Source organism: Streptomyces sp. TSRI0107, from assembly GCF_001905845.1.
GTDB lineage: Bacteria > Actinomycetota > Actinomycetes > Streptomycetales > Streptomycetaceae > Streptomyces.
The window spans coordinates 466,540-490,971 of sequence record NZ_LIVZ01000001.1 but is presented as its reverse complement, the minus strand read 5'-3'; the positions used below and the strand labels follow the sequence as shown (position 1 = coordinate 490,971).

General features: G+C 71.9%; 17 protein-coding genes. All 17 read right to left on the bottom strand.

The features are described 5' to 3' along the window. Nucleotides 1-65: 65 nt before the first annotated feature. The 17 genes from rpmA to folC all read right to left on the bottom strand — a co-directional run bounded on the left by rpmA (nucleotide 66) and on the right by folC (nucleotide 24,338). Nucleotides 66-320 carry a 50S ribosomal protein L27 gene (gene rpmA, locus AMK31_RS02140; RefSeq protein WP_073938528.1) on the bottom strand — a complete coding sequence of 85 codons (255 nt, stop codon included), beginning with the start codon at nucleotides 318-320 and terminating at the stop codon, nucleotides 66-68. Nucleotides 321-334: 14 nt separating this feature from the next. Then, nucleotides 335-655: a 50S ribosomal protein L21 gene (gene rplU, locus AMK31_RS02135; protein WP_003990208.1), complete on the bottom strand. Its 321-nt coding sequence runs from the start codon at nucleotides 653-655 to the stop codon at nucleotides 335-337. A gap of 243 nt (nucleotides 656-898) precedes the next feature. Beyond that, the gene (locus AMK31_RS02130; RefSeq protein ID WP_079186637.1) at nucleotides 899-5,278 is read right to left on the bottom strand and encodes an Rne/Rng family ribonuclease; all 4,380 of its coding nucleotides are present in this window, start codon (nucleotides 5,276-5,278) and stop codon (nucleotides 899-901) included. Nucleotides 5,279-5,524: 246 nt separating this feature from the next. Then, a complete protein-coding gene (locus AMK31_RS02125; protein WP_073938527.1) occupies nucleotides 5,525-6,322 on the bottom strand; it encodes a TIGR03936 family radical SAM-associated protein in 798 nt (265 codons plus the stop codon). A 47-nt stretch (nucleotides 6,323-6,369) separates the two neighbouring features. Then, nucleotides 6,370-7,371, bottom strand: a complete 1,002-nt coding sequence (locus AMK31_RS02120; protein ID WP_073938526.1) for a hypothetical protein — start codon at nucleotides 7,369-7,371, stop codon at nucleotides 6,370-6,372. A gap of 73 nt (nucleotides 7,372-7,444) precedes the next feature. Then, nucleotides 7,445-9,499 carry a restriction endonuclease gene (locus AMK31_RS02115; protein WP_073938525.1) on the bottom strand — a complete coding sequence of 685 codons (2,055 nt, stop codon included), beginning with the start codon at nucleotides 9,497-9,499 and terminating at the stop codon, nucleotides 7,445-7,447. Nucleotides 9,500-9,641: 142 nt separating this feature from the next. Beyond that, nucleotides 9,642-11,477, bottom strand: a complete 1,836-nt coding sequence (locus AMK31_RS02110) for a glycoside hydrolase family 15 protein (RefSeq protein ID WP_073938524.1) — start codon at nucleotides 11,475-11,477, stop codon at nucleotides 9,642-9,644. A 193-nt stretch (nucleotides 11,478-11,670) separates the two neighbouring features. After that, the gene (locus AMK31_RS02105; protein ID WP_073938523.1) at nucleotides 11,671-13,626 is read right to left on the bottom strand and encodes a TIGR03960 family B12-binding radical SAM protein; all 1,956 of its coding nucleotides are present in this window, start codon (nucleotides 13,624-13,626) and stop codon (nucleotides 11,671-11,673) included. 73 nt (nucleotides 13,627-13,699) lie between these two features. Beyond that, nucleotides 13,700-15,208 (bottom strand): CYTH and CHAD domain-containing protein, encoded by a 1,509-nt coding sequence (locus tag AMK31_RS02100; RefSeq protein WP_073938522.1) that lies wholly within the window; start codon nucleotides 15,206-15,208, stop codon nucleotides 13,700-13,702. Between the two features lie 119 nt (nucleotides 15,209-15,327). Beyond that, a complete protein-coding gene (gene rodA, locus AMK31_RS02095) occupies nucleotides 15,328-16,527 on the bottom strand; it encodes a rod shape-determining protein RodA (RefSeq protein WP_073938521.1) in 1,200 nt (399 codons plus the stop codon). Next, complete coding sequence (mrdA, locus tag AMK31_RS02090; protein WP_073938520.1) at nucleotides 16,524-18,788, bottom strand: penicillin-binding protein 2; 2,265 nt, start codon at nucleotides 18,786-18,788, stop codon at nucleotides 16,524-16,526. The genes rodA and mrdA overlap by 4 nt, the downstream gene beginning before the upstream one ends. A gap of 121 nt (nucleotides 18,789-18,909) precedes the next feature. Continuing rightward, nucleotides 18,910-19,578, bottom strand: a complete 669-nt coding sequence (mreD, locus tag AMK31_RS02085) for a rod shape-determining protein MreD (protein ID WP_073938519.1) — start codon at nucleotides 19,576-19,578, stop codon at nucleotides 18,910-18,912. 15 nt (nucleotides 19,579-19,593) lie between these two features. Then, the gene (mreC, locus tag AMK31_RS02080; protein ID WP_073938518.1) at nucleotides 19,594-20,544 is read right to left on the bottom strand and encodes a rod shape-determining protein MreC; all 951 of its coding nucleotides are present in this window, start codon (nucleotides 20,542-20,544) and stop codon (nucleotides 19,594-19,596) included. 128 nt (nucleotides 20,545-20,672) lie between these two features. Continuing rightward, nucleotides 20,673-21,692, bottom strand: coding sequence for a rod shape-determining protein (locus AMK31_RS02075; RefSeq protein ID WP_006133575.1), 1,020 nt, complete (start codon nucleotides 21,690-21,692; stop codon nucleotides 20,673-20,675). A 281-nt stretch (nucleotides 21,693-21,973) separates the two neighbouring features. Further along, complete coding sequence (gene ndk, locus AMK31_RS02070; protein WP_073938517.1) at nucleotides 21,974-22,387, bottom strand: nucleoside-diphosphate kinase; 414 nt, start codon at nucleotides 22,385-22,387, stop codon at nucleotides 21,974-21,976. A gap of 64 nt (nucleotides 22,388-22,451) precedes the next feature. Further along, nucleotides 22,452-22,808 carry a DUF4233 domain-containing protein gene (locus AMK31_RS02065; protein ID WP_073938516.1) on the bottom strand — a complete coding sequence of 119 codons (357 nt, stop codon included), beginning with the start codon at nucleotides 22,806-22,808 and terminating at the stop codon, nucleotides 22,452-22,454. 6 nt (nucleotides 22,809-22,814) lie between these two features. Then, entirely contained in the window at nucleotides 22,815-24,338 is a 1,524-nt protein-coding gene (gene folC, locus AMK31_RS02060; protein ID WP_073938515.1) for a bifunctional tetrahydrofolate synthase/dihydrofolate synthase, read from the bottom strand. Nucleotides 24,339-24,432: the final 94 nt, after the last annotated feature.

The window sequence follows — 24,432 nt, the reverse complement described above, 5'->3', positions numbered from 1 at the left end:
GACCCGCCTTCCCGCCCGGGAAGTGAGGTCCGCCTCGCGAAGCGTTCGGCGCTGAATCAGGCGATTCAGGCGACCGGAACGATGTTCACGACCTTGCGGCCACGGCTGGTGCCGAACTGCACCGCACCGGCCTGCAGCGCGAACAGCGTGTCGTCGCCGCCACGGCCGACACCGGCGCCCGGGTGGAAGTGGGTGCCGCGCTGGCGAACCAGGATCTCACCCGCGTTGACGACCTGACCGCCGAAGCGCTTCACGCCGAGCCGCTGGGCATTCGAGTCGCGACCGTTCCGAGTGGACGATGCGCCCTTCTTGTGTGCCATCTCTCCTCAGTCCCTTACTTCGCAGCCGTGGGGATCTCAGTGACCTTGATCGCCGTGTACTGCTGGCGGTGGCCCTGACGACGGCGGTAGCCGGTCTTGTTCTTGTAGCGCAGAATGTCGATCTTCTGGCCCTTGTGGTGGTCCACGACCTCGGCCTGGACCTTGATGCCGGCCAGCACCCACGGGTCGCTGGTCACAGCGTCGCCGTCGACAACGAGCAGGGTCGAGAGCTCGACCGTGTCGCCAACCTTGGCGGTGGAAATCTTGTCAACCTCAACGATGTCGCCGACAGCAACCTTGTGCTGGCGACCACCGCTGCGCACGATGGCGTACACGCGGATCTCTCTTTCGCTCGGAGAACGGCACCCCCGCAGGCCAGCCAACCGGCGCACCGGCGCGCGGACGGCCTCTCCCGGTCACAGCCCGTGCCCGGAAGGAAGAGGTTTACGGGGATGTGGCATGTGCAGTGGACACGCCGACGGTCAAGGTTACGGGGCCGCGGCCGAAGGGGTCAAACCGGGCCCCGGGGGTGTGCCGCCGGTCACGTCCCACGCGACCGGCGGCACACCCCGCGGGCGTCAGCCCTCGTCGGTGGAGGCCGAGACGGACGGAACCGCCTGCTGCTCGGCCGCCGCCGTCTTCTTCGACACGGCCTTCTTGGCGGCGGTCTTCGTCGCCGCCTTCTTGGCCGTCGTCTTCTTCGCGGCGGTCTTCTTGGCCGCTGTCGTCTTCTTGGCCGCGGTCTTCTTGGTGGCGGCCTTCTTCGCCGTCGCCTTCTTCGCCGCCTTACGGGCCGTCTTCTTGGCCGGAGCGGCCTCCGCCTCGCCCTCGGGCGCCTCGGCGCCCACGGTCTCGACGGCGGCCTCCCTGGCCTCCACCAGAGCCTGCTCGGCCTCCTCGGCGGCCTGCTCCGCGACCGAGACGGGCGCCTCGGCGGCCTCCGTGGCCTCCGCGGCCTCCGCGCTCTCCGCCGCCGACGGGACGACCACGACGGCCGCCTCCTCCGGCGCGGTCGGCGCGGTGGCCTTGCGCACCGCGCGGCGGCGCGGACGGGCCGGCGCCGCGCTCTCGGCGGGCGCCTGAGCGGGCTCGGCGGCCGGCGCAGCCTCCACGGCCTCGACGGCCTCCGGGGCAGGCTCGGCGACGGTCACCACGGCCGCCTCCGCCGCCGCGGGCGAACCGGCCGGCGCGGACACCTTGCGGGTGGCCCGACGGCGCGTACGGCCCTTCGGCGCGGCCTCCTCGACGGGGGCCGGCGCCTCGGCGGACGCTTCGGCGACGGGCGCCTCGACGACCGGGTCCTCGGCGGCCACCGGCTCGGCGTGCGCCACGGCGGCCGGCTCCGGCCGCACCGGACGCGCGGACTCCTCCTCGGCGGTCACCGACTGAGCGGTGGGCACCACGGCCTCCGCCTTCGGCGCGCCCGCCGGAGCGGACACCCGGCGGCTCGCCCGGCGCCTGCCCCGACCGCGCGACACGGCGGCCTCGGCCTCGGCGACGCTGCTGTACAGCTCCTCGTCCGGGGCGATAGCGCTCATCAGCGGCTCCGCCACGGGCGGGGCGGGCAGCGCGACCGGCTCGGCGACCTCCGCCGCGACCTCGGACTCGGACTCCGCCTCCTGCTCCGCCGTCTCGACGGGCTCGACGACGGCCACGGCCTCGCCCTCGTGCGGCTGCTCGGCGGCACCGGCACGGGCGCGCTTCTTGCGCTTGCCGCCGCCGGCGGCGGCCGCCGCGTGGTCCAGGTGGACGATGACACCGCGGCCGTTGCAGTGGACGCAGGTCTCGGAGAACGACTCCAGCAGGCCCTGGCCGACCCGCTTGCGGGTCATCTGCACGAGGCCCAGCGAGGTCACCTCGGCGACCTGGTGCTTCGTACGGTCCCGGCCCAGGCACTCCAGCAGGCGGCGCAGCACCAGGTCCCGGTTGGACTCAAGCACCATGTCGATGAAGTCGATCACGATGATGCCGCCGAGGTCGCGCAGCCGCAGCTGGCGCACGATCTCCTCGGCCGCCTCCAGGTTGTTCCTGGTGACCGTCTCCTCCAGGTTGCCGCCCTGGCCGGTGAACTTGCCGGTGTTGACGTCGATGACGACCATCGCCTCGGTCCGGTCGATCACCAGCGAACCGCCGCTGGGCAGCCAGACCTTGCGGTCCAGCGCCTTGGCGAGCTGCTCGTCGATCCGGTAGGTGGCGAAGACGTCGACCTCGGACGTCCACTTCGACAGCCGGCCGGCCAGGTCCGGGGCGACGTGCGAGACGTACCCGTGGATGGTCTGCCAGGCGTCGTCACCGCTGACGATGACCTTGGAGAAGTCCTCGTTGAAGATGTCGCGCACGACCCGGACGGTCATGTCCGGCTCGCCGTAGAGCAGCGTCGGGGCGTTGCCGCTCTTCGCCTTCTTCTGGATGTCCTCCCACTGCGCCTGCAGCCGCTCGACGTCCCGGCGCAGCTCCTCCTCGCTCGCGCCCTCGGCGGCGGTGCGCACGATGACGCCCGCGTCCTCGGGGACGATCTTCTTGAGGATGGTCTTCAGCCGGGCCCGCTCGGTGTCGGGCAGCTTGCGGCTGATGCCGGTCATGGAGCCCTCGGGCACGTACACGAGGTAGCGGCCCGGCAGGGAGACCTGGCTGGTCAGACGGGCGCCCTTGTGGCCGATCGGGTCCTTGGTGACCTGCACCAGGACCGACTGGCCCGACTTCAGCGCGGACTCGATGCGGCGCGGGCCGTTGGCCATGCCCAGCGCCTCGAAGTTGACCTCGCCGGCGTAGAGCACGGCGTTGCGGCCCTTGCCGATGTCGATGAAGGCGGCCTCCATCGACGGCAGCACGTTCTGCACCTTGCCGAGGTAGACGTTGCCGACGTACGAGGTCGACTGCTCCTTGTTGACGTAGTGCTCGACGAGCACGTTGTCCTCGAGGACGCCGATCTGCGTGCGGTCGCCGTGCTGGCGGACCACCATCACGCGCTCGACGGCCTCGCGGCGGGCAAGGAACTCGGCCTCGGTGATGATCGGGACGCGGCGGCGGCCCTGCTCGCGGCCCTCACGGCGGCGCTGCTTCTTCGCCTCCAGACGGGTCGAGCCCTTGATGGACTGCACCTCGTCGGACGGCTCGCGCTCGGCGGCCTTGCGGGGCTCGCGGACCTTGACGACCGTGCGCTCGGGGTCGCCCTCGCCGGGCTCGGTGTCCACGGCGGTGTCCCCGGCGCGACGGCGGCGGCGACGGCGGCGGCGGCTGCCCGCGGTCGAACCGCCGGCCTCGTCGCGGTCCTCGGCCTCCGCCTCCGCAGCCTCCTCGACGTCTTCCTCGACCTGCTCGGCGGTGTCCTCGGCGTCCTGCGCGGCCTGCTCGGCGGCGACCTCCTCGGTCTCCTCGCCGTACTCACCGCCCTCGCCCTCGGCGGACTCGCCCCGGCGGCGGCGACGGCCACCACGGCGGCGACGGCGACGGGAGCCGGTCTCCTCGGCCTCCTCGCCCTCGACGGACTCCTCGGCGGCCTCCTCGGCCTCCTCCTCCACGGGCTCCTCGACCGCCTGCGCGGGCTCCGCCTCCTCGGCGGCACCCCGGCGGCGACGGCGGCGCCGCGAGCCGGTCTGCTCGGCGGCGAGCTCCTCGGTCCCGGCGGCCTCGACGGGCTCGACGGGCTCGGCGGCCTGGGTGCTCTCGGTCTCCTCCGCGGCTTCGGCGGCGGCCTCGGCGGCGGCCCGCTCCGGCGTCTGGAACCTCGGTTCGGTGAACACCGGCGGCTGGAACACGGCCACGGCGGGACGCGCCGGACGCTGCGGGGCGTCGGCGGCGGCGGGACGCGCGGGCTCGGAGAACCCGGTGGCGGCCTTGCGCACGACCCGGCGACGGCGACGCGGCGCGGCACCCTCCTCGGGCTGCTCGGCGGCGGGGGCCTCGGCCTGCGGCTCGGCGGCCGGGGCGGGCTCGGCGGCGGGCGCCTCGGTGACGGCGGCCTCGGCGGGCGCGGCCGCCTGACGCGTGGCACGACGACGCGTACGCCGCGGCGCGGCCTCCTCGACGGCGGGAGCCTCGGCGGCGGGGGCCTCGGCCTCGGGCGCCGCCGTCTCCTCGACAGCGGGCGCCTCGGTGACGGCGGCCTCGGCGGGCGCGGCAGGCGCGGCCGCCTGACGCGTGGCACGACGACGCGTACGACGCGGCGCGGCCTCCTCGACGGCGGGAGCCTCAACGGCGGGGGTCTCCACGGCGGGCTCCGGCTCGGCGCTCGCCTGCGGGACGGCCGGGGCGACAGCCTCGGCGGCCTCCATGGGCGCCGGGGAACCGGCGGGCGCGGACGCACGACGCGTGGCACGGCGACGCGTACGGGGCGCGGGCGCTGCCTCCTCTGCGACCGGAGCCTCGGAAACCGCGGCGGGCTCGGCGGGCTCTGCGGCCTCCGCCGTCTCCGGCGTACCGGCGGCGACGGGCGTCACCACGGTCTCGGCGGGCTCGGCGGACGCCGGGGCGCCGGCCGGGGACGCCACGCGGCGCGTGGCCCGGCGGCGGGTACGCCGCGGCGCGGGCTCCTCCGCCACGGCGGCGGGCTCCTCCGCGGCAGGCGCCTCGGTCCCGGCCTCGGGGGCGGCCACTGGCACCACGGTCTCGGCGGCCTCGGCGGACGCCGGAGCGCCGGCCGGGGACGACGCGCGGCGCGTCGCACGGCGCCGCGGACGGGCGGCGGGAGCGGGTGCCTCCTCGGCAGCGGCGGGCACCTCGGCGGTCTCCGCGGCCGTCTCCTCGGTTTCCTCCGCGCTCTCGGCCTCGGTGGCCGCGAGATCGGCGGAATCGGCGGCCGGTATGGCCGGCGCGACGGTCTCCGCCGGGGTGTCGGAGGCCGCGGCGGGCGGACCCGCCGGGCGGGACGCGGCACGGCGCCGACGACGCGGCGGCAGGGTGTCGCTGGGAGTGTTGTTCTCTTCGGAACCCTCGATGGGTTCGGTCGGCTCGAGCATGCGGGCGTTTCTCCCGTCAGGCTCCCGGGCGCCGCGCCTGGTCCGGCGGTATGCCGGTGACGTCCGCGGCTCGCGCGGTGCGCGACTGCCGCCGTCCGGGGCGCGGGCGCCGCACGGGAGCTCTCTGTGTCCTGTCTCGCCGGTTCCGTACGCCTCATGCGCACGGCCTGGCGAAAGTCTTCTGGTCGGTGCGCTGCCCGACCCAGGTGGCTCCCGAGTACGAGGGCGGCGCTACGACGTCCGTCCCTACGCGGGACCTTCCGGCGTCGGCGCCGTCGCGGCGGCAGCCGGAGCGGCCGTCGAGAGGGCCGCCGCTGCCTCGCGGTCGGGCGCGAGCGGGTCGGTCACCGTGCCGGTCTCTTCATCGAACAGCCCCTGCGCCAGCCTGGTCACCGCTGCGGGGACCGGCGGCGCCAGGTCGGCCACGGCGCGGAGACCGGACAGGACGTCGTCGGGTCGTACGGCAGGCGTCACGTGCCGAACAACCAGCCGCAGTATCGCACAGGGCTGGTCGGTCGGCCTATCGGCAGGCGAACTGTGGGTTTCCGCGCTGTCGAGGCTCCGCAGGCTCGCGACGGCCGGGCGGGCGTCGAACGTGCGCATCCCGTTCTTGGTGAGGCGCTGCACCTCGACCGTCCCGGCCGCGTTGAACGCCGCCACCGCGCGGGCCGCGTCGGCCGGCTCCACCCCGTCCAGCCGCAGCTCCCACACGGAGGCCGTCAGCCGGTCGGCGAGGCCGGAGGTGCGGGCCTCGACCGCGTCGACGATGTCGAGGCCGGTCGGCAGCGACTCGTCGAGCAGCTCCCGCAGCCGCTGGGGGTCACGCGGCTCGGTGAGCGCGATCTCCAGGTACTCCGCCTCACTGCCCGTGCCGGTGGGTGCGGCATTGGCGTACGACACCTTCGGGTGCGGGGTGAACCCCGCCGAGTACGCCATGGGTACTTCGGCGCGGCGCAGCGCACGCTCGAAAGCGCGCTGGAAGTCGCGGTGGCTGGTGAACCTCAGGCGGCCGCGCTTGGTGTAGCGCAGTCGGATGCGCTGCACCGCGGGTGCGGGCGGCGGGCCTTCGGGCTGTCGCTTGCCCAGTGTCTTCAGTCCTTCGTGAGAGCGGTCGTACTCCTACCAAGAGTACGTGTCTCACCGCCCTCAGGTTCCCGCCGGGCCACCGCCACCCGCTCGCGAGGCTCACCGAACAGCATCCTGCGGACGTCGTACCGGGCCTGCCGCACGCTCTCCCGGACGGACGTCAGTGCCCGCCGGGTGGCCCGTCCCACGGCGCGGGCGGCCTCGGCGGCGGGCCGCAGCACGGTGTCGCGGACCGCGTGTCCGATCGGTGTCAGCACAGCGCGGTACACCCAGCGCACCGGCTCCACGAAGATCCACCGGAAGAGGGTCCCGAGAAAGCGCCCCACGGCGCGCGAGATGTGCCCGGCGATCCGCCAGGCGTGTCCCAGCGCGGCCCAGACCTCGCGCCCGACGACCGCGAGCACCCGCCCGACGGGCACCAGCACCCACCGCCACACCGCGAGCGCCGGGAGCACGAAGAGCACCCGGAAGGTCCAGTACACGGTCCAGGCGACGGCCCGCCCGACCGGCGCGAGCACCCACTGGTAGAGCCACACCGCGGGGACGACGAACAGATACCGCACGAGCCATAGGACCCCGTGTCCGACCGGGGTCAGCAGACGCACGTACACCCAGGTCAGGCCGGCCCGGACGCCGCGCGCCACCCAGGCGACGCCGTGCCCGATCGGGGTCAGCACATGCCGGTACAGCCACACCGCCGGCACCACGACCAGCCACTTCCCCAGCCAGCCGAGCGCCCGTCCCAGCGGCACCAGCACCCACCGCCACAGCGCCACGAACGGCCAGACGAACAGCGCCTTCGCCAGCCATCCCAACGCCCGCCCGAGCGGCCGCAGCACGGTGTCCCTCAGGAACCGCCCGGCGACGACCAGCGCGTCCCACACCATCCGCACGGGCAGGACGACGACCAGCGCGACGATCCGCACGGGCAGCCGGACGGCGACGGTGAGGCACCCCTCGGGCCGTCGCTCCTCGACCTCGCCCGCCTGCGGCTTTTCCAGTTCCATACCGTTGAGGACACGGCGAGGGCTCACTCCGTTGCGGTGGGGGCCCTCGCGTCACCAAGGTGTTACGCGGCCGCTATTCGACCTCGATGCCGTACTCCTGTACGAGCTGTTCCAGGCCGCCGGGGTAGCCCTTGCCGCCGACCACGAAATCCCAGTCGCCGTTCGGCCGGCGCCGGAAGGACCCCAGCACCAGGGCGGTCTCGCCGCGACGGCCGTCGGAGACCTCCAGTCGCCCCAGCTCGCTCGTCCCGGAGTCGAGCAACCGGATGCGGGCGTCCGTGAATCCCGAGAGGTCGGCGTCCGGGTTGACCTCCGGGTCCACGGCGGCGACCAGGACGAGGCGGTCGGCGGCCTCGGGCAGCGCGTCGAACGCGACCCGGATGGCCGCCTTGTCCGGCGGTGCCGCGGAGACGGCCTGCACGGAACCGTCGGGGGTGCGGCTGTTGTTGAAGAAGACGAAGTGGTCCTCGCCGAGGACCCGGTTTCCGCGGCAGACCAGTGCGCACACGTCCAGCGCGACGCCGCCGGACCAGGACATGCCCAGCAGGCTGTGGTCGGCGGACGGTGCCGCCGGGGGGACGGCGGCCGGCTGCGCGGGGGCCGGGCGGCCGTCGCCGAGGCGGCCGCGCAGCCCGTGCCGGTGGAGCAGGTCGACGAGTTCACCGCCCGACACGAGCTCCAGCGGTTTACCGTCGGCGAAGGCGTGCGAGCCCGGCCCGAAACCCGAGGTGGTCACGAGGACGCCCTTGTTGGCCCCGGCGTCCTGGACGGTTCCGTACAGGTCGCGTACCGCGGTGGGCGGGACGGTGTTCCGGTAGCGCTTCACCTGTACGACGATCTTGCCGCCGCGGATCGGGGCCGGATCCAGGGCGTCGACGTCCACGCCGCCGTCGTTGGAGCGCTGGGTCGTGACCGCCTGCATGCCCATGGCCCGGAAGAGGTCGGCGACCAGCTCCTCGAACGCGATCGGGTCCATCGTGTACAGGTCGGGTTCCTCGTCACCGCCGTGGGTGACCACGCGGTTCCCGACGTCCTCGGGTCGCCTGCTCGGGCGTACGGCGGCGAGTTGGTCGGGCCGGGACGTCAGTTGTCCCCGCAGCCCCTCGACCAGGCAGCTGATCGGGTCGACCTGCTCAAGGTGCAGGCCGGTGAAGCGCGGTCTCGGCGCCATGACGGTCGCGAGGACGATGTGCGTCTGCCGCCCGGTCGCCGGATCGTGGTCGTCGACGAAGCCGTTCAGCGTCACCGACTCCAGCGCGCCGTACTCGTCCGCGGCGAACAGCTCGTGCAGGGCGAGCAGCACGCACTGGGCGAGTACCTCGCGGTACAGGGCGCGGCGCTGGGTCGCGGGGCGGGCGGTCTCCTTGTCCTGGTCCTGGGAAGGCACGTACCGCACCGCCTTGGCCTCCGGGACGACGTCGTACGAGGGCAGCTCCCAGTCGAGGACCAGTTGCCGTCCGGCGGGGTCGTAGGCGGCGGTGAGGGCCCGGGGGAATTCCCCGGGCCACGCCGTGGAGGAGTAGAGGGCGGCGGAGAAGTACTCGACGACCGCGTCGGGCTCCCCTCGGCGGACCCCGGCGATCACCTCGGCGACGCCCGCGTTGTGCCCGCGCACCTCCGTCACGTGGTTCCGGACCCACTGCTCGTACTCCCGCTGGAAGGCCGCCAGCTGCCGGAGTCGCTGGGCTTCGGCGGCCTGCGCCGCGTGCCAGTCCCGCTCGAACCGCGCCCGCGCCTCGGCCTCGGCCTGCGCTCGCCGGCTCGCCGTCCATCCGCCCTGCGCCTGGTAGTGCGCCGGATCCGGCATGGGTACGGGCTGGGCCAGGGGGCCCGGCGAGAAAGGCTGCACCTCCTCGGTACGCAGCAGGGAGGCCGCCCGGAAGGCCGGTGCCCGGCATCCGGCGGCGAGCAGCCCCTGGAGGACCGCGACCCGGGCCTCCAGTTCGTCCGTGCGCCGCCGTGCCTCCGCCTGCCGGTAGTCCCGGTAGTCCTGCGCGGCACGGCGTTGACGGGCCCGTTCCTGCCGTTCCTGTTCCCTGCGCCTTCTGGCGTCCGCTTCCATCCGGCGCTGCTGCTGACGCTGCGCTTCGGCCCAGACTCCCACCAGGCCACCAGAGCGACGACTCATGCGCTGCGGGTCCCCTCCCCAAGGACGTCGGCACCGCCGACCAGACTCCGGCTGCCCCCACAACCGGCTGTGACGAGACGACTCTAGTCAGCTCGCACCGTCCCGGACATCCGCTTGAGGTGCTTGTGTGGCTCGCGAACGACTACCGGCGCCGGTTCAGAGCCGCGTCCAGGGTGATGGCCGCGTCGATGAGGGCCAGGTGGGTGAAGGCCTGCGGGAAGTTCCCCAGCTGCCTGCCCGTCAGGGCGATCTCCTCGGAGTACAGGCCGAGGTGGTTGGCGTAGCCGAGCATCTTCTCCAGCACCAGCCTGGCCTGGTCGATCCGCCCGGCGCGGGCCAGCGCGTCCACGTACATGAAGGTGCACAGCGAGAAGGTGCCCTCGGAGCCGCGCAGCCCGTCGGGCGAGGCCTCGGGGTCGTACCGGTAGACCAGGCTGTCGGTGACCAGCTCCTGCTCCATCGCGTCCAGGGTGGAGGTCCACATCTGGTCCTCCGGGGTGATGAAGCCGACCGTCGGCATGCGCAGCAGCGAGGAGTCGAGCACGTCGCTGCCGTAGTGCTGGACGAAGGCCCCGCGCTCGTCGCTCCAGCCCTTGGCCATGACCTGCTCGTAGACGGCGTCCCGTGTGCTCCTCCAGCGTGGTATCGGACCCGGGCGGCCGGTGCCTTCCGCCAGGCGCAGCGCGCGGTCGAACGCGACCCAGGACATCACGCGGCCGTAGGTGAAGTTCTGACGGCCTCCGCGGGTCTCCCAGAGGCCTTCACCGGCCTGGTCCCAGTGGTCCGCCAGCCAGTCGAGGACGGTGATCAGCCCGGTCCACCCCCGGTGTCCCAGGTGCATCCCGCGCTCGTGCGCGAAGAAGATGCTGTCCAGCGCCTCGCCGTAGATGTCGAGCTGCAGCTGTGTCGCCGCGCCGTTTCCGATGCGTACGGGGGCCGACCGCTCGTAGCCCTCCCAGTGCTCCAGGGTCTCCTCCGTCAGATCGGAGGAGCCGTCGACCGCGTACATGATGTTCAGCGGTCCGGCGTCGCCGTCGCTGCCCGCCCGCTCCTTGACCCGTTCGGAGAGCCACATCACGAACGCCTTCGCCTCCTCGGTGAACCCCATGCCGAGCAGGGCGTACACGGAGAAGGAGGCGTCCCTGATCCAGGTGAACCGGTAGTCCCAGTTGCGTTCGCCGCCCAGTTGTTCGGGCAGCCCGGTCGTGGGGGCGGCCACCAGGGCTCCGCTGGGGGCGTAGGTCATGAGTTTCAGGGTCACCGCGGAGCGTTCCACGGCCTCGCGCCAGCGCCCCGTGTACTGGGACTTGCCCAGCCAGGACCGCCAGTGCCGGACGGTGTCGTCGAAGACCTGCTGGTACTCGGCGAGCGGGATCTCCCGGGGCGGCCCGTCGGCGGCGGACTCCATGACCAGTCCACACTGCCGGCCGGCCCGCAGGCTCAGCGAGAGGTGCAGGTCGTCGCCTCTGGTGTCGAAGCCGAGCAACCGCTCGTCGTCCGGCTCACGGATCGAGTGCACCGTCAGGGTCGTTCCCTCCGAGACGAACACCGCTCCCCGCTCGGTGACGCTCAGCTCGTGGGGCTTGCGTCCGTAGTCGAACCGGGGCGCGATGTCGACCTCGAAGGTCATGCTGCCGCGCACGCAGCGGACCATACGGACCAGCCGGTGGCGAGCGGTGGCCGTCGTGCCGGTCACCGGCATGAAGTCGACGACCTCGCCCGCGCCCGCCTCGGTCATGAAGCGGGTCACCAGGATCGCCGTGTCGGGGAGGTACAGCTGCTTGGTCGCGTACGTCGTATGAGCCGGCCGGACCGTGCAGTGCCCTCCTTTGTCCTTGTCCAGGAGGGCGCCGAATACGCTGGGCGAGTCGAAGCGCGGGTAGCAGAACCAGTCGACCGTCCCGTCGGTGGTGACGAGTGCCGCGGTCTGGAGATCACCGATCAGACCGTGGTTCTCGATCAGCGGGTACTGATCCATGAGGACGCCCCTTCCGGGATCGGTCGTCACTCGGATGACGCCCCTCGGACCAGACTAAGTCGCCCGCTGTCCCTCCGCCTGGGCGGTTCGGCGGCCCGCGACGCCGTGAGCCCCCTCCCCCGCCAAGGGCGGGAACAGGGGGCTCACGGCTACGGCCTCGGTGCGCGTGCGGACCTCAGTGCGCGTGCGGACCTCAGTGCGCGTGCCCGCTCGGCGCCGGCGCGGCGTTCTTGACCGTCAGCGGCAGCAGCTTCTTGCCCGTCGGGCCGATCTGGATGTGGGTGTCCATCGCGGGGCACACACCGCAGTCGAAGCACGGCGTCCAGCGGCAGTCCTCGACCTCGGTCTCGTCGAGGGCGTCCTGCCAGTCCTCCCAGAGCCAGTCCTTGTCGAGGCCGGAGTCGAGGTGGTCCCAGGGCAGGACCTCCTCGTAGGTGCGCTCGCGGGTGGTGTACCAGTCGACGTCCACGCCGTAGTCCGCGAGGGCCTTGTCGGCGCAACTCATCCAGCGGTCGTACGAGAAGTGCTCGCGCCAGCCGTCGAAGCGGCCGCCGTCCTCGTAGACCGCGCGGATGACCGCGCCGATGCGGCGGTCGCCGCGGGAGAGCAGGCCCTCGACGATGCCGGGCTTGCCGTCGTGGTAGCGGAAGCCGATCGAGCGGCCGTACTTCTTGTCGCCGCGGATCTTGTCGCGCAGCTTCTCCAGGCGGGCGTCCGTCTCCTCGGCGGAGAGCTGCGGGGCCCACTGGAACGGCGTGTGCGGCTTGGGCACGAAGCCGCCGATCGACACCGTGCAGCGGATGTCGTTGGAGCGGGAGACCTCGCGGCCCTTCGCGATGACCTTCGTCGCCATGTCGGCGATCTGCAGGACGTCGTCGTCGGTCTCGGTCGGCAGGCCGCACATGAAGTACAGCTTCACCTGGCGCCAGCCGTTGCCGTAGGCCGTGGCGACGGTCCTGATCAGGTCCTCTTCCGAGACCATCTTGTTGATGACCTTGCGCATGCGCTCGGAGCCGCCCTCGGGGGCGAAGGTCAGGCCGGACCGGCGGCCGTTCCGCGTCAGCTCGTTCGCCAGGTCCACGTTGAAGGCGTCCACGCGGGTCGACGGGAGGGACAGGCCGATCTTGTCCTCCTCGTAGCGGTCGGCGAGGCCCTTGGCGATGTCGCCGATCTCGCTGTGGTCCGCGGAGGACAGGGAGAGCAGGCCGACCTCCTCGAAGCCGGTCGCCTTCAGGCCCTTCTCCACCATGTCGCCGATGCCGGTGATGGACCGCTCGCGCACCGGGCGGGTGATCATGCCGGCCTGGCAGAAGCGGCAGCCGCGGGTGCAGCCGCGGAAGATCTCGACCGACATCCGCTCGTGGACGGTCTCGGCGAGCGGGACCAGGGGCTGCTTGGGGTAGGGCCACTCGTCGAGGTCCATGACGGTGTGCTTGGACACGCGCCACGGGACGCCGGAACGGTTCGGTACGACACGGCTGATGCGGCCGTCCGGCAGGTACTCCACGTCGTAGAAGCCGGGGACGTACACCGCGCCGGTCTTCGCCAGGCGCAGCAGCACCTCCTCGCGGCCGCCGGGGCGGCCCTCGGCCTTCCACTCGCGGATGATCTTCGTCATGTCCAGCACGGCCTGCTCGCCGTCGCCGATGACCGCCGCGTCGATGAAGTCGGCGATCGGCTCCGGGTTGAACGCCGCGTGCCCGCCGGCCAGCACGATCGGGTCGTCCAGGCCCCGGTCCCTGGACTCCAGCGGGATGCCGGCCAGGTCCAGCGCGGTGAGCAGGTTGGTGTAGCCCAGCTCGGTGGAGAAGCTGACGCCGAACACGTCGAAGGCCTTGACCGGGCGGTGGCTGTCGACGGTGAACTGCGGGACGCCGTGCTCCCGCATCAGCGCCTCCAGGTCCGGCCAGACGCTGTAGGTGCGCTCGGCGAGGACGCCGTCCTGCTCGTTCAGTACCTCGTAGAGGATCATGACGCCCTGGTTGGGCAGCCCGACCTCGTACGCGTCCGGGTACATGAGAGCCCAGCGCACATCGCACTCGTCCCACGCCTTGACCGTGGAGTTGAGCTCGCCGCCCACGTACTGGATCGGCTTCTGCACATGCGGGAGCAAAGCTTCGAGCTGCGGGAAGACCGACTCGACAGACATCGCGGGAATTACCTTCGTCAGCTGACAGGGGTGACCATCAAGCGTAACGCGGCCCGGGAGCTGCCCGGCACGCTCAGACGGCCGTCTCCCGCACCATCACCGACCACGCCTGCGGAAGCGCCGCCTCCGCCAGTTCCGCCCGCCGTTCCTCCCTGCCGTACAGCAGCCCGTAGGTGAACGCGCTCTCCCCCGCCGCGTGCGCCTGGGCGGCGATCTCCCGCAGTGCCTCGCGGGCCATCACGCTGTCCTGGTGGTCGCCGAGCAGGCCCTGGAGGGACCTCGTGGAGCGCACCACGCCGACCGCGTTCTCGCCGAGCGCGGGGCTCGCGGCCTCCGCCGCGTAGCGGGTGCGCTTGGCGGCCTTGCGGGCCTCGTGCAGGGCCAGGTCGCGGTCGTGCCCGGGCGGCAGGGCGAGGGCCCGCTCGACCTGCTCGGTCAGCCTGCCGAAGTCCTTGCGTACCGCTTTGGCCAGCGCCTTCTCCGGTTTCCCGGCGGCCGCCCGCAGCAGCGGCGGGTCGGCGACGAGGGCGTCGAGCGCTTGCAGCAGGTGCAGATAGCGGGTGCTGTCCAGTACGGCGATCAGCCGACGGCGCGAGCCTCCGCCGCGGGCGTGCGACCAGGTGCGCAGCCGGGTGCGGACGGGGCCGGTGACCAGGGTGCGCGGCAGGTCGGCGAGGGCGGCGGTGATGCGCTCGGTGAGCACCTCCTGGTCGCGGTCGACGCCCAGCTCGGCGGCGAGCCATCTCAGCTCCTCGCCGACCGGCCCGGTGACGGCCGGGTCGAGGAGGCGGCGGTAGGAGCGGAAGGCGCTGCGCAGCCGTCGGGTGGCGACGCGCAGCGCGTGCACCGAGTCCGGCAGGTCCCGGCGCACGGCGGGGTCGAGGGAGACGATCGCGTCCCGCTGTTCGCGCAGATAGGCGAGGAGGTGGTCGCCGGCGGTCACGGGTGCGGCGGCCGTCCGGCGTTTGCCGCGTCGCTTCTTCTTCGGCTCGGTCTCCGCCAGTGCCCGCGCCAGCTTGGACGCGGAGCCCGACGGCCGTACCCCCGCCTTGCGCAGCCGCTTCTCGACCTGGTCGAGGAAGGCCGGGTCCCGTCCGTCGGCCAGCTCCACCTCGATCTCGGTCCACTGGGCGCGGCCGCCGCCGTCGGTGAGCCGGTCGGCGCGTACGGCGTCCACGCTGACCTCGGCGAGCAGCCGTCCGTCGGCGTCGACGAGGTCCTGGACGTCCCTTGCGGAGCGCAGCCGCACCACGGGCAGCAGCTCGGCGTCCCGCACCCTGGAGCGGACGAGTCCGGCGAGGGTGCGCGGCACGCTGTCGGAGAGCGGCGCCCGGATCTCGTCGCGCACTCCGGGGGCGACGGGGAACTTCAGATGCCAGCCGGCGTCGGCCCCGCCGGTGCGGCGGCGCAGGGTGATGGAGGCCGCGGCGAGGCGCTGGTCGGCGGTGTCGTAGTAGACGGCGTCGAGTTCGGCGACGCCCTTGTCGAGGACGGCCGCCACTCCGGCGACACCGGTCAGGTCGGGCAGGCCACTGTCGTCGGATGCGTACTTGCGCTCGATCTCACGCTTCGTGTCCGCCATGAACCGAATCTAGTGCCAGTCACGCGGCGGCGGCAGAGCACGCGGCGGGCGAGAGGCGGGGCGGGGGCCGCGGATGATCACCGGGCACCCCCGGCCCTCGTCCCCGGCCCTCGCCCGGTTCACGCGGACAGCGGTCGTTGCACCCGGATCGACTGCAGCAGCCCGACCGCCACCCACACCGCGAACATCGACGAACCGCCGTACGACACGAACGGCAGCGGCAGACCGGTGACCGGCATGATGCCGAGCGTCATCCCGATGTTCTCGAAGGCCTGGAAGGCGAACCAGGCCACGATCCCGGCGGCCACGATGGTGCCGTACAGGTCGGTGGTCTCGCGGGCGATGCGGCAGGCCCGCCACAGCACCACGCCGAGCAGCACGATGATGAGCCCGCCGCCGACGAAGCCGAGTTCCTCGCCCGCCACGGTGAACACGAAGTCGGTCTGCTGTTCCGGCACGAACTGGCCGGTGGTCTGCGAGCCCTGGAACAGTCCGGAGCCGGTGAGCCCGCCGGAGCCGATGGCGATGCGGGCCTGGTTGGTGTTGTAGCCGACGCCGGCCGGGTCCAGTTCGGGGTTGGCGAACGCGGCGAAGCGGTTGATCTGGTACTCGTCCAGGACGCCCAGCTGCCACACCGCGAGCGCGCCGGCCGTGCCCGCGCCGATCAGCCCGAAGATCCAGCGGTTGGAGGCGCCGGAGGCGAGCAGGACGCCCAGCACGATCACCACCATCACCATGACCGAGCCGAGGTCGGGCATGAGCAGCACGATCAGCATCGGCACGGCGGCCAGGCCCAGCGCCTGCAGGACCGTGCGGTGGTCCGGGTGCTGCTTGTCGCCCGCGTCCACCCGGGCCGCCAGCAGCATCGCCATGCCCAGGATGATGGTGACCTTCACGAACTCCGAGGGCTGGAGCGAGAAGCCGCCGCCGATCACGATCCAGGAGTGGGCGCCGTTGACGGTGGAGCCCAGCGGGGTGAGCACCATCAGGATCAGGAACACCGAGGCGCCGTAGAGGATCGGCACGGCGGTGCGCAGGGTGCGGTGGCCGAGCCAGACGGTGCCGACCATCAGGGCGAGCCCGATGCCGGTGTTCAGCAGATGCCGCAGGAGGAAGTAGTACGGGTCGCCCTGGTTGATCTCGGTGCGGTTGCGGGTCGCGGAGAACACCAGGACCGAGCCGATCAGCGACAGCGCGAGGGCTGCCAGCAGTATCGGCCAGTCGAGGCGGCGGGCCATCGAGTCGCGGGCGAACAGCCGCGTCCAGCCGGCGCGCTCGGGGCCGTACCCGGAGACCTGGAAGCTGTTGACGCCGGTCATCGCTGGGTCCTCCGGCTTCCCCGGCGACGGCGGCCAGGCCCGCGGCCGCGTCGGCGCGTCTCACGGTTGCCCGCCTCCGGTGAGGGCACGGTCGCCGCGGCCTGCTGCTGCTCCGCCGTGTCCTCGGGGGCCTTCTGGCTGTCCTGCTGCTCCTTCGCCACGTCCTTGGGGAGCTTGGGCGCGGTGATGGAACCGTCCGTCTGGATCTTCGGCAGGTCCTTCTGCGGGCTGGGCAGCAGGGCGTTCTTCTTGTTGATGGTGCCGTCGTCGGAGACGCCGTACAGCGCGTCGTAGATGTTGCGGACGGCGGGGCCGGAGGCGCCGGAGCCCGTACCGCCCTGGGAGATCGTCATCACGATCGCGTAGTCGTCGGTGTAGGTGGCGAACCAGGAGGTGGTCTGCTTGCCGTAGACCTCGGCGGTGCCGGTCTTGGCGTGCATGGCGATCTCGTCCTGCGGCCAGCCGCCGAACCGCCAGGCCGCCGTACCGCGGGTGGCGACGCCGGCCAGGGCCTCGTCCATCTGGGCGAGGGTCTGCCGGCTCACCGGCAGCTTGCCGTGCGACTTCGGCTCGATCTCCGTGACCTCCTTGCCGTCGGCGCTGACGACGGCCTTGCCGACGGTCGGGGTGTAGAGCGTGCCGCCGTTGGAGATGGCCGCGTAGATGGTGGCCATCTGGATGGGGGTCACCAGGGTGTCGCCCTGGCCGATGGAGTAGTTGATCTCGTCACCGGCGCGCATCTTGTTGCCTTCGAGGCAGTTCTCGTAGGAGATCCGCTCGACGTAGTCGCCGTCCTTCTTGCCGGTCTTGCACCAGGCGTCCTTGTTGGCCTCCCAGTACCGCTGCTTCCACTCGCGGTCGGGGACGCGGCCGGTGACCTCGTTGGGCAGGTCGATGCCGGTCTCCTCGCCGAGGCCGAACTGGTGGGCGGCCTTGTAGAACCAGTCCTTGGGCTTGCCCTTGGGGTTGATGCCGCCGTCCTTCTTCCACTCGCTGTGCGCGAGCCGGTAGTAGACGGTGTCGCAGGAGACCTCCAGGGCGCGGCCGAGGCTGATCGCGCCGTGGTTCTGCGACTCGAAGTTCTTGAAGACCTGGCCGCCGACCGAGTACGCGCTGGAGCACTCGTAGCGGCCGTCGAAGTCGTAGCCCGCCTGGACCGCGGCGGCCGTGGAGACCACCTTGAAGATGGAGCCGGGCGCCGCCTGACCCTGTATGGCCCGGTTGAGCAGCGGGTAGTTGGAGGACTTCCCGGTGAGCTTCTTGTAGTCCTTGGCGGAGATGCCGCCGACCCAGGCGTTGGGGTCGTACGTCGGGTTGGAGGCCATGGCGACGATCCGGCCGGTCTTGGCCTCCATCACGACGACGGCGCCGGCGTCGGCCTTGTAGCGCTGCTGGGTGTTGCGGTCCCACTCCTTGCGGGCGGTCTTCATCGCCTCGTTCAGCTCGTACTCCGCGACGCGCTGGACGCGGGCGTCGATGCTGGTGACGAGGTTGGAGCCGGGCTCGGCGGCGTCGGACTCGGCCTGGCCGATGACCCGGCCGAGGTTGTCCACCTCGTAGCGGGTGACGCCCGCCTTGCCGCGCAGCTGCTTGTCGTACTGCCGCTCGATGCCGGAGCGGCCGACCTGGTCGGAGCGCAGGAAGGGCGAGTCGGTGTCCTGGGCCTGCTGGATCTCCTCGTCGGTGACCGGGGAGAGGTAGCCCAGCACCTGGGCGGTGTTGGCCTTGCCGGGGCTCGGGTAGCGGCGCACGGCCTGCGGCTCGGCGGTGATGCCGGGGAAGTCCTCGGCGCGCTCGCGGATCTGCAGCGCCTGGCGGGGGGTCGCCTCGTCGGTGATGGGGATCGGCTGGTACGGCGAGCCGTTCCAGCAGGGCTGGGGGGTCTCGGCGTCGCACAGCCGGACCTTCTCCTTGACCTCCTTGGGCGTCATCCCGAGCACGCCGGCGAGCTTGGTGAGGACGGCGTCGCCGTCGTCCTTCATCTTCAGCAGCTCGGTGCGGGAGGCGGAGACCACCAGCCGGGTCTCGTTGTCGGCGAGGGGCACGCCGCGGGCGTCCAGGATCGAGCCGCGGACGGCGGGCTGGACGACCTGCTGGACGTGGTTGCCGGAGGCCTCCTTGGCGTACTCCTCGCCCTCGCGGATCTGCAGGTACCACAGGCGGCCGCCGAGGGTGCCGAGGAGGGAGAGGACGAGGACCTGGATGACGATGAGCCGGATCTGGACGCGTGGTGTGCGTCCGGTCTCGGGGATGTTGGTCACTGCGGCTGCTCCCCCTCTCAGTGCGTGGGCGGCTGGGTGCTGGCGGGTACGAGTGAGGAACGAAGGGCCCTTGAGCTGCGGTTCCTCGCAAATTCACCCGTTCTGGTGAACTCGAGGGTTTTCACAGCCGCTTGACCCCCTTGATGCGGCCGGCGCGCGCGGTGCGGGCCCGGGCGGCCTTCACCTTGAGGCCGTTGCGCTGGCCCCCGATCCGCAGCCCGGTCCCGGAGAGCCAGCCGGCGGAGATGTCGGTGCCCTGGGCGGCGGAGTTGGTCTCGGCGAGCGGGTCGTTGTCGGCGCGCCGGGCGAGCGCCATGATGCCGGGCACCACGAACGGCGCGAGCAGCAGGTCGTAGACGGTGGCGGTGAACAGCAGCCCGCCGAGGCCGACATGGCGGGCGGCGGTGTCGCCGACGAGGGCGCCGACCCCGGCGTACAGCAGGGTCGTGCCGATCGCGGCGGCGCCGACCACGGCCATCGTGCCGGTGGCCGACTTCAGCCGGCCGTTCTCCGGCTTGACCAGACCGGCGAGGTAGCCGACGACGCACAGCACCAGCGCGTAGCGGCCGGCGGCGTGGTCGGCGGGCGGGGCGAGGTCGGCGAGCAGGCCCGCGCCGAAGCCGATGAGGGCGCCGCCGACGTGGCCGTAGACCAGGGCGAGGCCGAGGACGGTGAGCAGCACCAGGTCGGGGACGGCGCCCGGCAGGTGCAGCCGGGCGAGGACGCTGACCTGGAGGACCAGGGCGACGACGACGAGTGTGACGGAGAGCAGGATCCGGTTGAAGCGCATGAAGGTCAGCTCCCCCTACTGGTCTTGCTGCTGGAACTCGCCGTCGCCCGGCGCCTGCGCCGACGGCGTGACCGTCACCGTCACGGGGGGCGTCGGGGTCGGCTCGGGCTTGTCGGGCAGGACCGTGTCGCGCGGGTCCTTCTCGGGCGCCTGGACGACTACGCCGACGACGTCGAGCTTGGTGAAGCTGACGAACGGCGTGACGTACAGGGTGCGGGTCAGGCCGCCGCCGGAGGGGTCGACGCGGGAGACCACGCCGACGGGCACGCCGGGCACGAACGGCTTGTCGGCCTGCGAGCCGAAGGTGACCAGGCGGTCGCCCTTCTTGACCTGCGCCTTGCCGTTGAGGAGTTCGACGCGCAGCGGCCGGTCGCCCTGGCCGGAGGCGAAGCCCAGCTCGTCGTTGCCCTCTATGCGCGTGCCGACGGTGAAGTCGGGGTCGCTGGCGAGCAGCACGGTGGCGGAGTTCGGGCCGACGGTGGTGACGCGGCCGACGAGCCCGTCGCCGTTGAGGACGGTCATGTCGCGTTTGATTCCGTCGTCGGCGCCGACGTCGATGGTGATGGTCCAGGAGAAGCCCTGTGCCGCGCCGATGGCGATGACCTGGGCGCCCTTGATGCCGTACTGGCCCTCGCCGGCGACCTTCAGCATCTTGTCGAGCTGCTGGAGCCGGCTGCGGTTGCGGTCGTCGCTGCCGAGCTTGGCCTTCAGGGCGGCGTTCTGCCGCTCCAGCTCGGCGATCCGGTCGTGCCGGTCACCGGAGTCGCGGACGGCGGCGATGGCGTTGCCGACCGGGTCGACCGCGGACGCCACCCCGTTCTCGATCGGGCCGAAGACCGTGGCCGCGGCGCGCCGCGCACCGTCGACCGGTGAGTCCTCCCCGCCGCGGATGTCCACCGTGATCAGCGCGAACGCGATGGCGACCAGCAGCACCAGGAGCAGCCGGCTCTCTCGTGTGTCCCTCACGTGCGGCGGCCGTGCCCTTCCTCATAGGAACCGTGTGAACAGGAACTGGGGTGTGAGCTTGTGTTTCTATGCCAACGATCCGCCGCGCGAGAGGAGATCGCCTCGCACGGCGGAATCGTCACGGCGGGTCATCGGCGCGGCTGGGCGTCCAGCACCTGCTGCAGCGCCTCGAACTCCTCGACGCACTTGCCGGAGCCGAGCGCCACGCTGTCCAGCGGGTCCTCGGCGATGTGGATCGGCATGCCCGTCTCGCGCCGCAGCCGCTCGTCCAGACCGCGCAGCAGCGCGCCGCCGCCGGTCAGAACGATTCCGCGGTCCATGATGTCGCCCGACAGCTCCGGCGGGCATTTGTCGAGCGTGGTCTTCACGGCGTCGACGATCGCGTTGACGGGCTCCTCGATCGCCTTGCGCACCTCGGCGGCGGAGATGACGACGGTCTTGGGCAGCCCGGAGACGAGGTCCCGGCCGCGGATCTCGGTGTGCTCGTCGGTGTCCAGGTCGTACGCGGAGCCGATCGTGATCTTGATCTGTTCGGCCGTGCGCTCACCCAGCAGGAGCGAGTACTCCTTCTTGATGTGCTGGATGATCGCGTTGTCCAGCTCGTCGCCCGCGACGCGGATGGACTGGGCGGTGACGATGCCGCCGAGGGAGATGACCGCGACCTCCGTCGTGCCGCCGCCGATGTCCACCACCATGTTGCCCGTGGCCTCGTGGACCGGCAGGCCGGAGCCGATGGCGGCGGCCATGGGCTCCTCGATGATGTGCACCTGGCGGGCGCCGGCCTGGGACGACGCCTCGATGACGGCGCGGCGCTCGACGCCGGTGATCCCGGAGGGCACGCAGACGACGACGCGCGGCCGAGCCAGATACCGCCGCTTGTGGATCTTCAGGATGAAGTAGCGGAGCATGCGCTCGGTGATCTCGAAGTCGGCGATCACGCCGTCCTTCAGCGGGCGCACGGCGACGATGTTGCCCGGCGTCCGCCCGATCATCTTCTTCGCTTCGGCACCGACCGCGAGGATGCCACCGGTGTTGGTGTTGATCGCGACGACGGACGGCTCGTTGAGTACGATCCCTCGACCCCTGACGTACACCAGCGTGTTGGCGGTCCCGAGGTCGACAGCCATGTCACGGCCGATGAACGACATTGAGTTCCCCATCAGGATTCGTCTGGCCTTCCCACGGAGCTTTTGAGGGCTTGTCAGGTCGGCGTTGGTGGGTGCTGTGACGTGAAGGCTTCCATCGTAGACGCGCCTTCCCGGACACTGCGCGAGGGTCTCCGCCATTGTCAGCAGATGGCGCACAGCCTCGCTTGTGGAGACGGTCCATCGGGGGCACTCGTTCCCCCGATCGCCACGGCATATGCCAAGCCACGGCCGAAAACGTACGGCCGTGGCTGTCCGGCGGAGACCGTCGAGCTGACGTATCCTCAGGCGCGACCCGGGAAGAAGATCTTGACCTCGCGCTCGGCGGACTCCTCGGAGTCGGAGGCGTGGATCAGGTTCTCGCGGACGATGACACCGTAGTCACCGCGGATGGAGCCCGGCGCGGCGGCGATCGGGTCGGTCGGGCCGGCGAGCTGACGCAGACCCTCGATGACCCGCTCACCCTCGACGATCAGCGCCACGACCGGACCGGAGGACATGAACTCGACCAGCGGCTCGTAGAACGGCTTGCCCTTGTGCTCGCCGTAGTGCTGCTCCAGGGTCTCCTGGTCGAGCGTACGCAGTTCCAGCGCGGTGATCTGCCAGCCGGCCTTCCGCTCGATACGGCTGATGATCTCGCCGGTCAGGCCACGACGGACGGCGTCGGGCTTGAGGAGGACGAGGGTGCGCTGGGTCACGACGACTCCTTTGAATCAAGTTGTGCGGGGTGGGTCGAGGCTACAGGGCGACCCCGAGGCGCTGTTACGCAGCGTCAGCTTGAGAAGAATCCGCCTGCGCTGCAAATCGGGCCTTCGCCTCGTCCACCTTTCTCCCGTAATGCACCGACGCCCACCACAGCGCCGCGAACAGCACGCCCATGAAGAACATCGTCGGCACCACGAAGCCGGACGCGATCAGCGCGAGCTGAAGCGCCCACCCGAGAGCGACCCCGCCGGGCCGGGTGACCATCCCGCACAGCACCAGGCACAGGAACATCGCGATCCCGCTGACCGTCCACACCGCCGACATCGACAGGTCGGGGTCCTTCATCGCCACCAGCCCGGCGAAGCCGATGACGAAGAACTCGCCGATCAGCGTCGAAGCACACAGCGTACGCACGGAAAATCAGCCCTTCCCCAGCAGCAGCCGGGCCTCGCCGACGGTGATCACGGAACCGGTGACCAGCACGCCACCGCCCGCGAACTCGCCCTCCTCCTCGGCCAGCGTGATCGCCGCCTCCAGCGCGTCCGGCAGCCGCGGTTCCACCTGCACCCGCTCCTCGCCGAACACCTCGACCGCGATCGCGGCCAGCTCGTCGGCGTCCATCGCGCGATGGCTGGAGTTCTGGGTGACGACGATCTCCGCGAACACCGGCTCGAAGGCCTCCAGCAGCCCCCGCACGTTCTTGTCCCCGCTCGCGCCGACCACGCCGATCAGCCGGCTGAACTGGAACGCCTCCCCGACGGCCTCGGCCGTCACCCGCGCCCCGGCCGGGTTGTGCGCGGCGTCCAGCACCACGGTCGGCGACCGCCGGACGACCTCCAGCCGTCCAGGCGACGAGACCGCCGCGAACGCCTTGCGGACCGTGTCGACGTCCAGCGGCTCGGGGCGCTGCGAGCCGACCCCGAAGAACGCCTCCACCGCGGCGAGCGCCACGGCCGCGTTGTGCGCCTGGTGCGCGCCGTGCAGCGGCAGATACACCTCGGGGTACTCGCCGCCCAGGCCGCGCAGCGTCACCAGCTGCCCGCCGACGGCCACCTGCCGGGCCACCACACCGAACTCCAGGCCCTCGCGGGCCACCGTGGCGTTCACCTCGACGGCCTTCTTCAGCAGCACCTGCGCGGCGTCCACCGGCTGCTGCGCCATGATCACGGTGGCGTCCTGCTTCACGATCCCGGCCTTCTCGCCGGCGATCTCCGCGTGCGTCTCACCGAGCCGGTCGGTGTGGTCCAGGTCGATCGGCGTGACCACGGCGACATCCCCGTCGATCACGTTGGTGGCGTCCCAGGAGCCGCCCATCCCGACCTCGACGACGGCCACGTCGACGGGCGCGTCCGCGAACGCGGCGTACGCCATGCCGGTCAGCACCTCGAAGAAGGACAGCCGGTACTCCTGCGAGCCGTCGACCATCTCGACGTACGGCTTGACGTCCTGGTACGTCTCGATGAACCGCTCCGCCGAGATCGGCGCGCCGTCCAGGCTGATCCGCTCGGTGATCGACTGCACGTGCGGCGAGGTGTACCGGCCGGTGCGCAGCTCGAAGGCGCCGAGCAGGGCCTCGATCATGCGGGCGGTGGACGTCTTGCCGTTCGTCCCCGTGATGTGGATCGAGGGGTACGACCGCTGCGGCTCGCCCAGCACGTCCATCAGCGCGGCGATCCGGCTGACGGACGGCTCCAGCTTGGTCTCGCCCCAGCGGGTCGCCAGCTCCGCCTCGACCTCGCGCAGCGCCTTGTCGACCTCCGGGTCCTCCGGCCGCGCGGGCACCTCGGCCTGCGGCTGTCCGCCCTGGGTACGCAGGGTGCGGCTGCCGGCCTCGATCACCGCGAGGTCGGGGTCGCGGGTCGTCTCCGCCTCGATGATCTCGTCGAAGGAGTCGAGGGGATCGTGGGGGTCGGGCTGGTCGGGGGTGCCGGGGATGTCGCTCACGGGGCCAGTCTACGGAGCGGCGACAGCTTGCGTGGCTGCGGGCAGTCGTGCCGCCGGGGCGGTGGGGGTGCCCCCTGCTCGAGCGAAGTCGAGA

What these genes read in the sequence shown, in the direction of transcription:
- AMK31_RS02110 (WP_073938524.1), bottom strand. Translation starts at nt 11,477, where the DNA reads ATGGATCAGTACCCGCTGATCGAGAACCACGGTCTGATCGGTGATCTC.
- AMK31_RS02100 (WP_073938522.1), bottom strand. Translation starts at nt 15,208, where the DNA reads ATGGCGGACACGAAGCGTGAGATCGAGCGCAAGTACGCATCCGACGAC.
- AMK31_RS02105 (WP_073938523.1), bottom strand. Translation starts at nt 13,626, where the DNA reads ATGTCTGTCGAGTCGGTCTTCCCGCAGCTCGAAGCTTTGCTCCCGCAT.
- rodA (WP_073938521.1), bottom strand. Translation starts at nt 16,527, where the DNA reads ATGACCGGCGTCAACAGCTTCCAGGTCTCCGGGTACGGCCCCGAGCGC.
- AMK31_RS02120 (WP_073938526.1), bottom strand. Translation starts at nt 7,371, where the DNA reads ATGGAACTGGAAAAGCCGCAGGCGGGCGAGGTCGAGGAGCGACGGCCC.
- rpmA (WP_073938528.1), bottom strand. Translation starts at nt 320, where the DNA reads ATGGCACACAAGAAGGGCGCATCGTCCACTCGGAACGGTCGCGACTCG.
- AMK31_RS02130 (WP_079186637.1), bottom strand. Translation starts at nt 5,278, where the DNA reads ATGCTCGAGCCGACCGAACCCATCGAGGGTTCCGAAGAGAACAACACT.
- mreD (WP_073938519.1), bottom strand. Translation starts at nt 19,578, where the DNA reads ATGCGCTTCAACCGGATCCTGCTCTCCGTCACACTCGTCGTCGTCGCC.
- AMK31_RS02115 (WP_073938525.1), bottom strand. Translation starts at nt 9,499, where the DNA reads ATGAGTCGTCGCTCTGGTGGCCTGGTGGGAGTCTGGGCCGAAGCGCAG.
- AMK31_RS02075 (WP_006133575.1), bottom strand. Translation starts at nt 21,692, where the DNA reads ATGTCGTTCATCGGCCGTGACATGGCTGTCGACCTCGGGACCGCCAAC.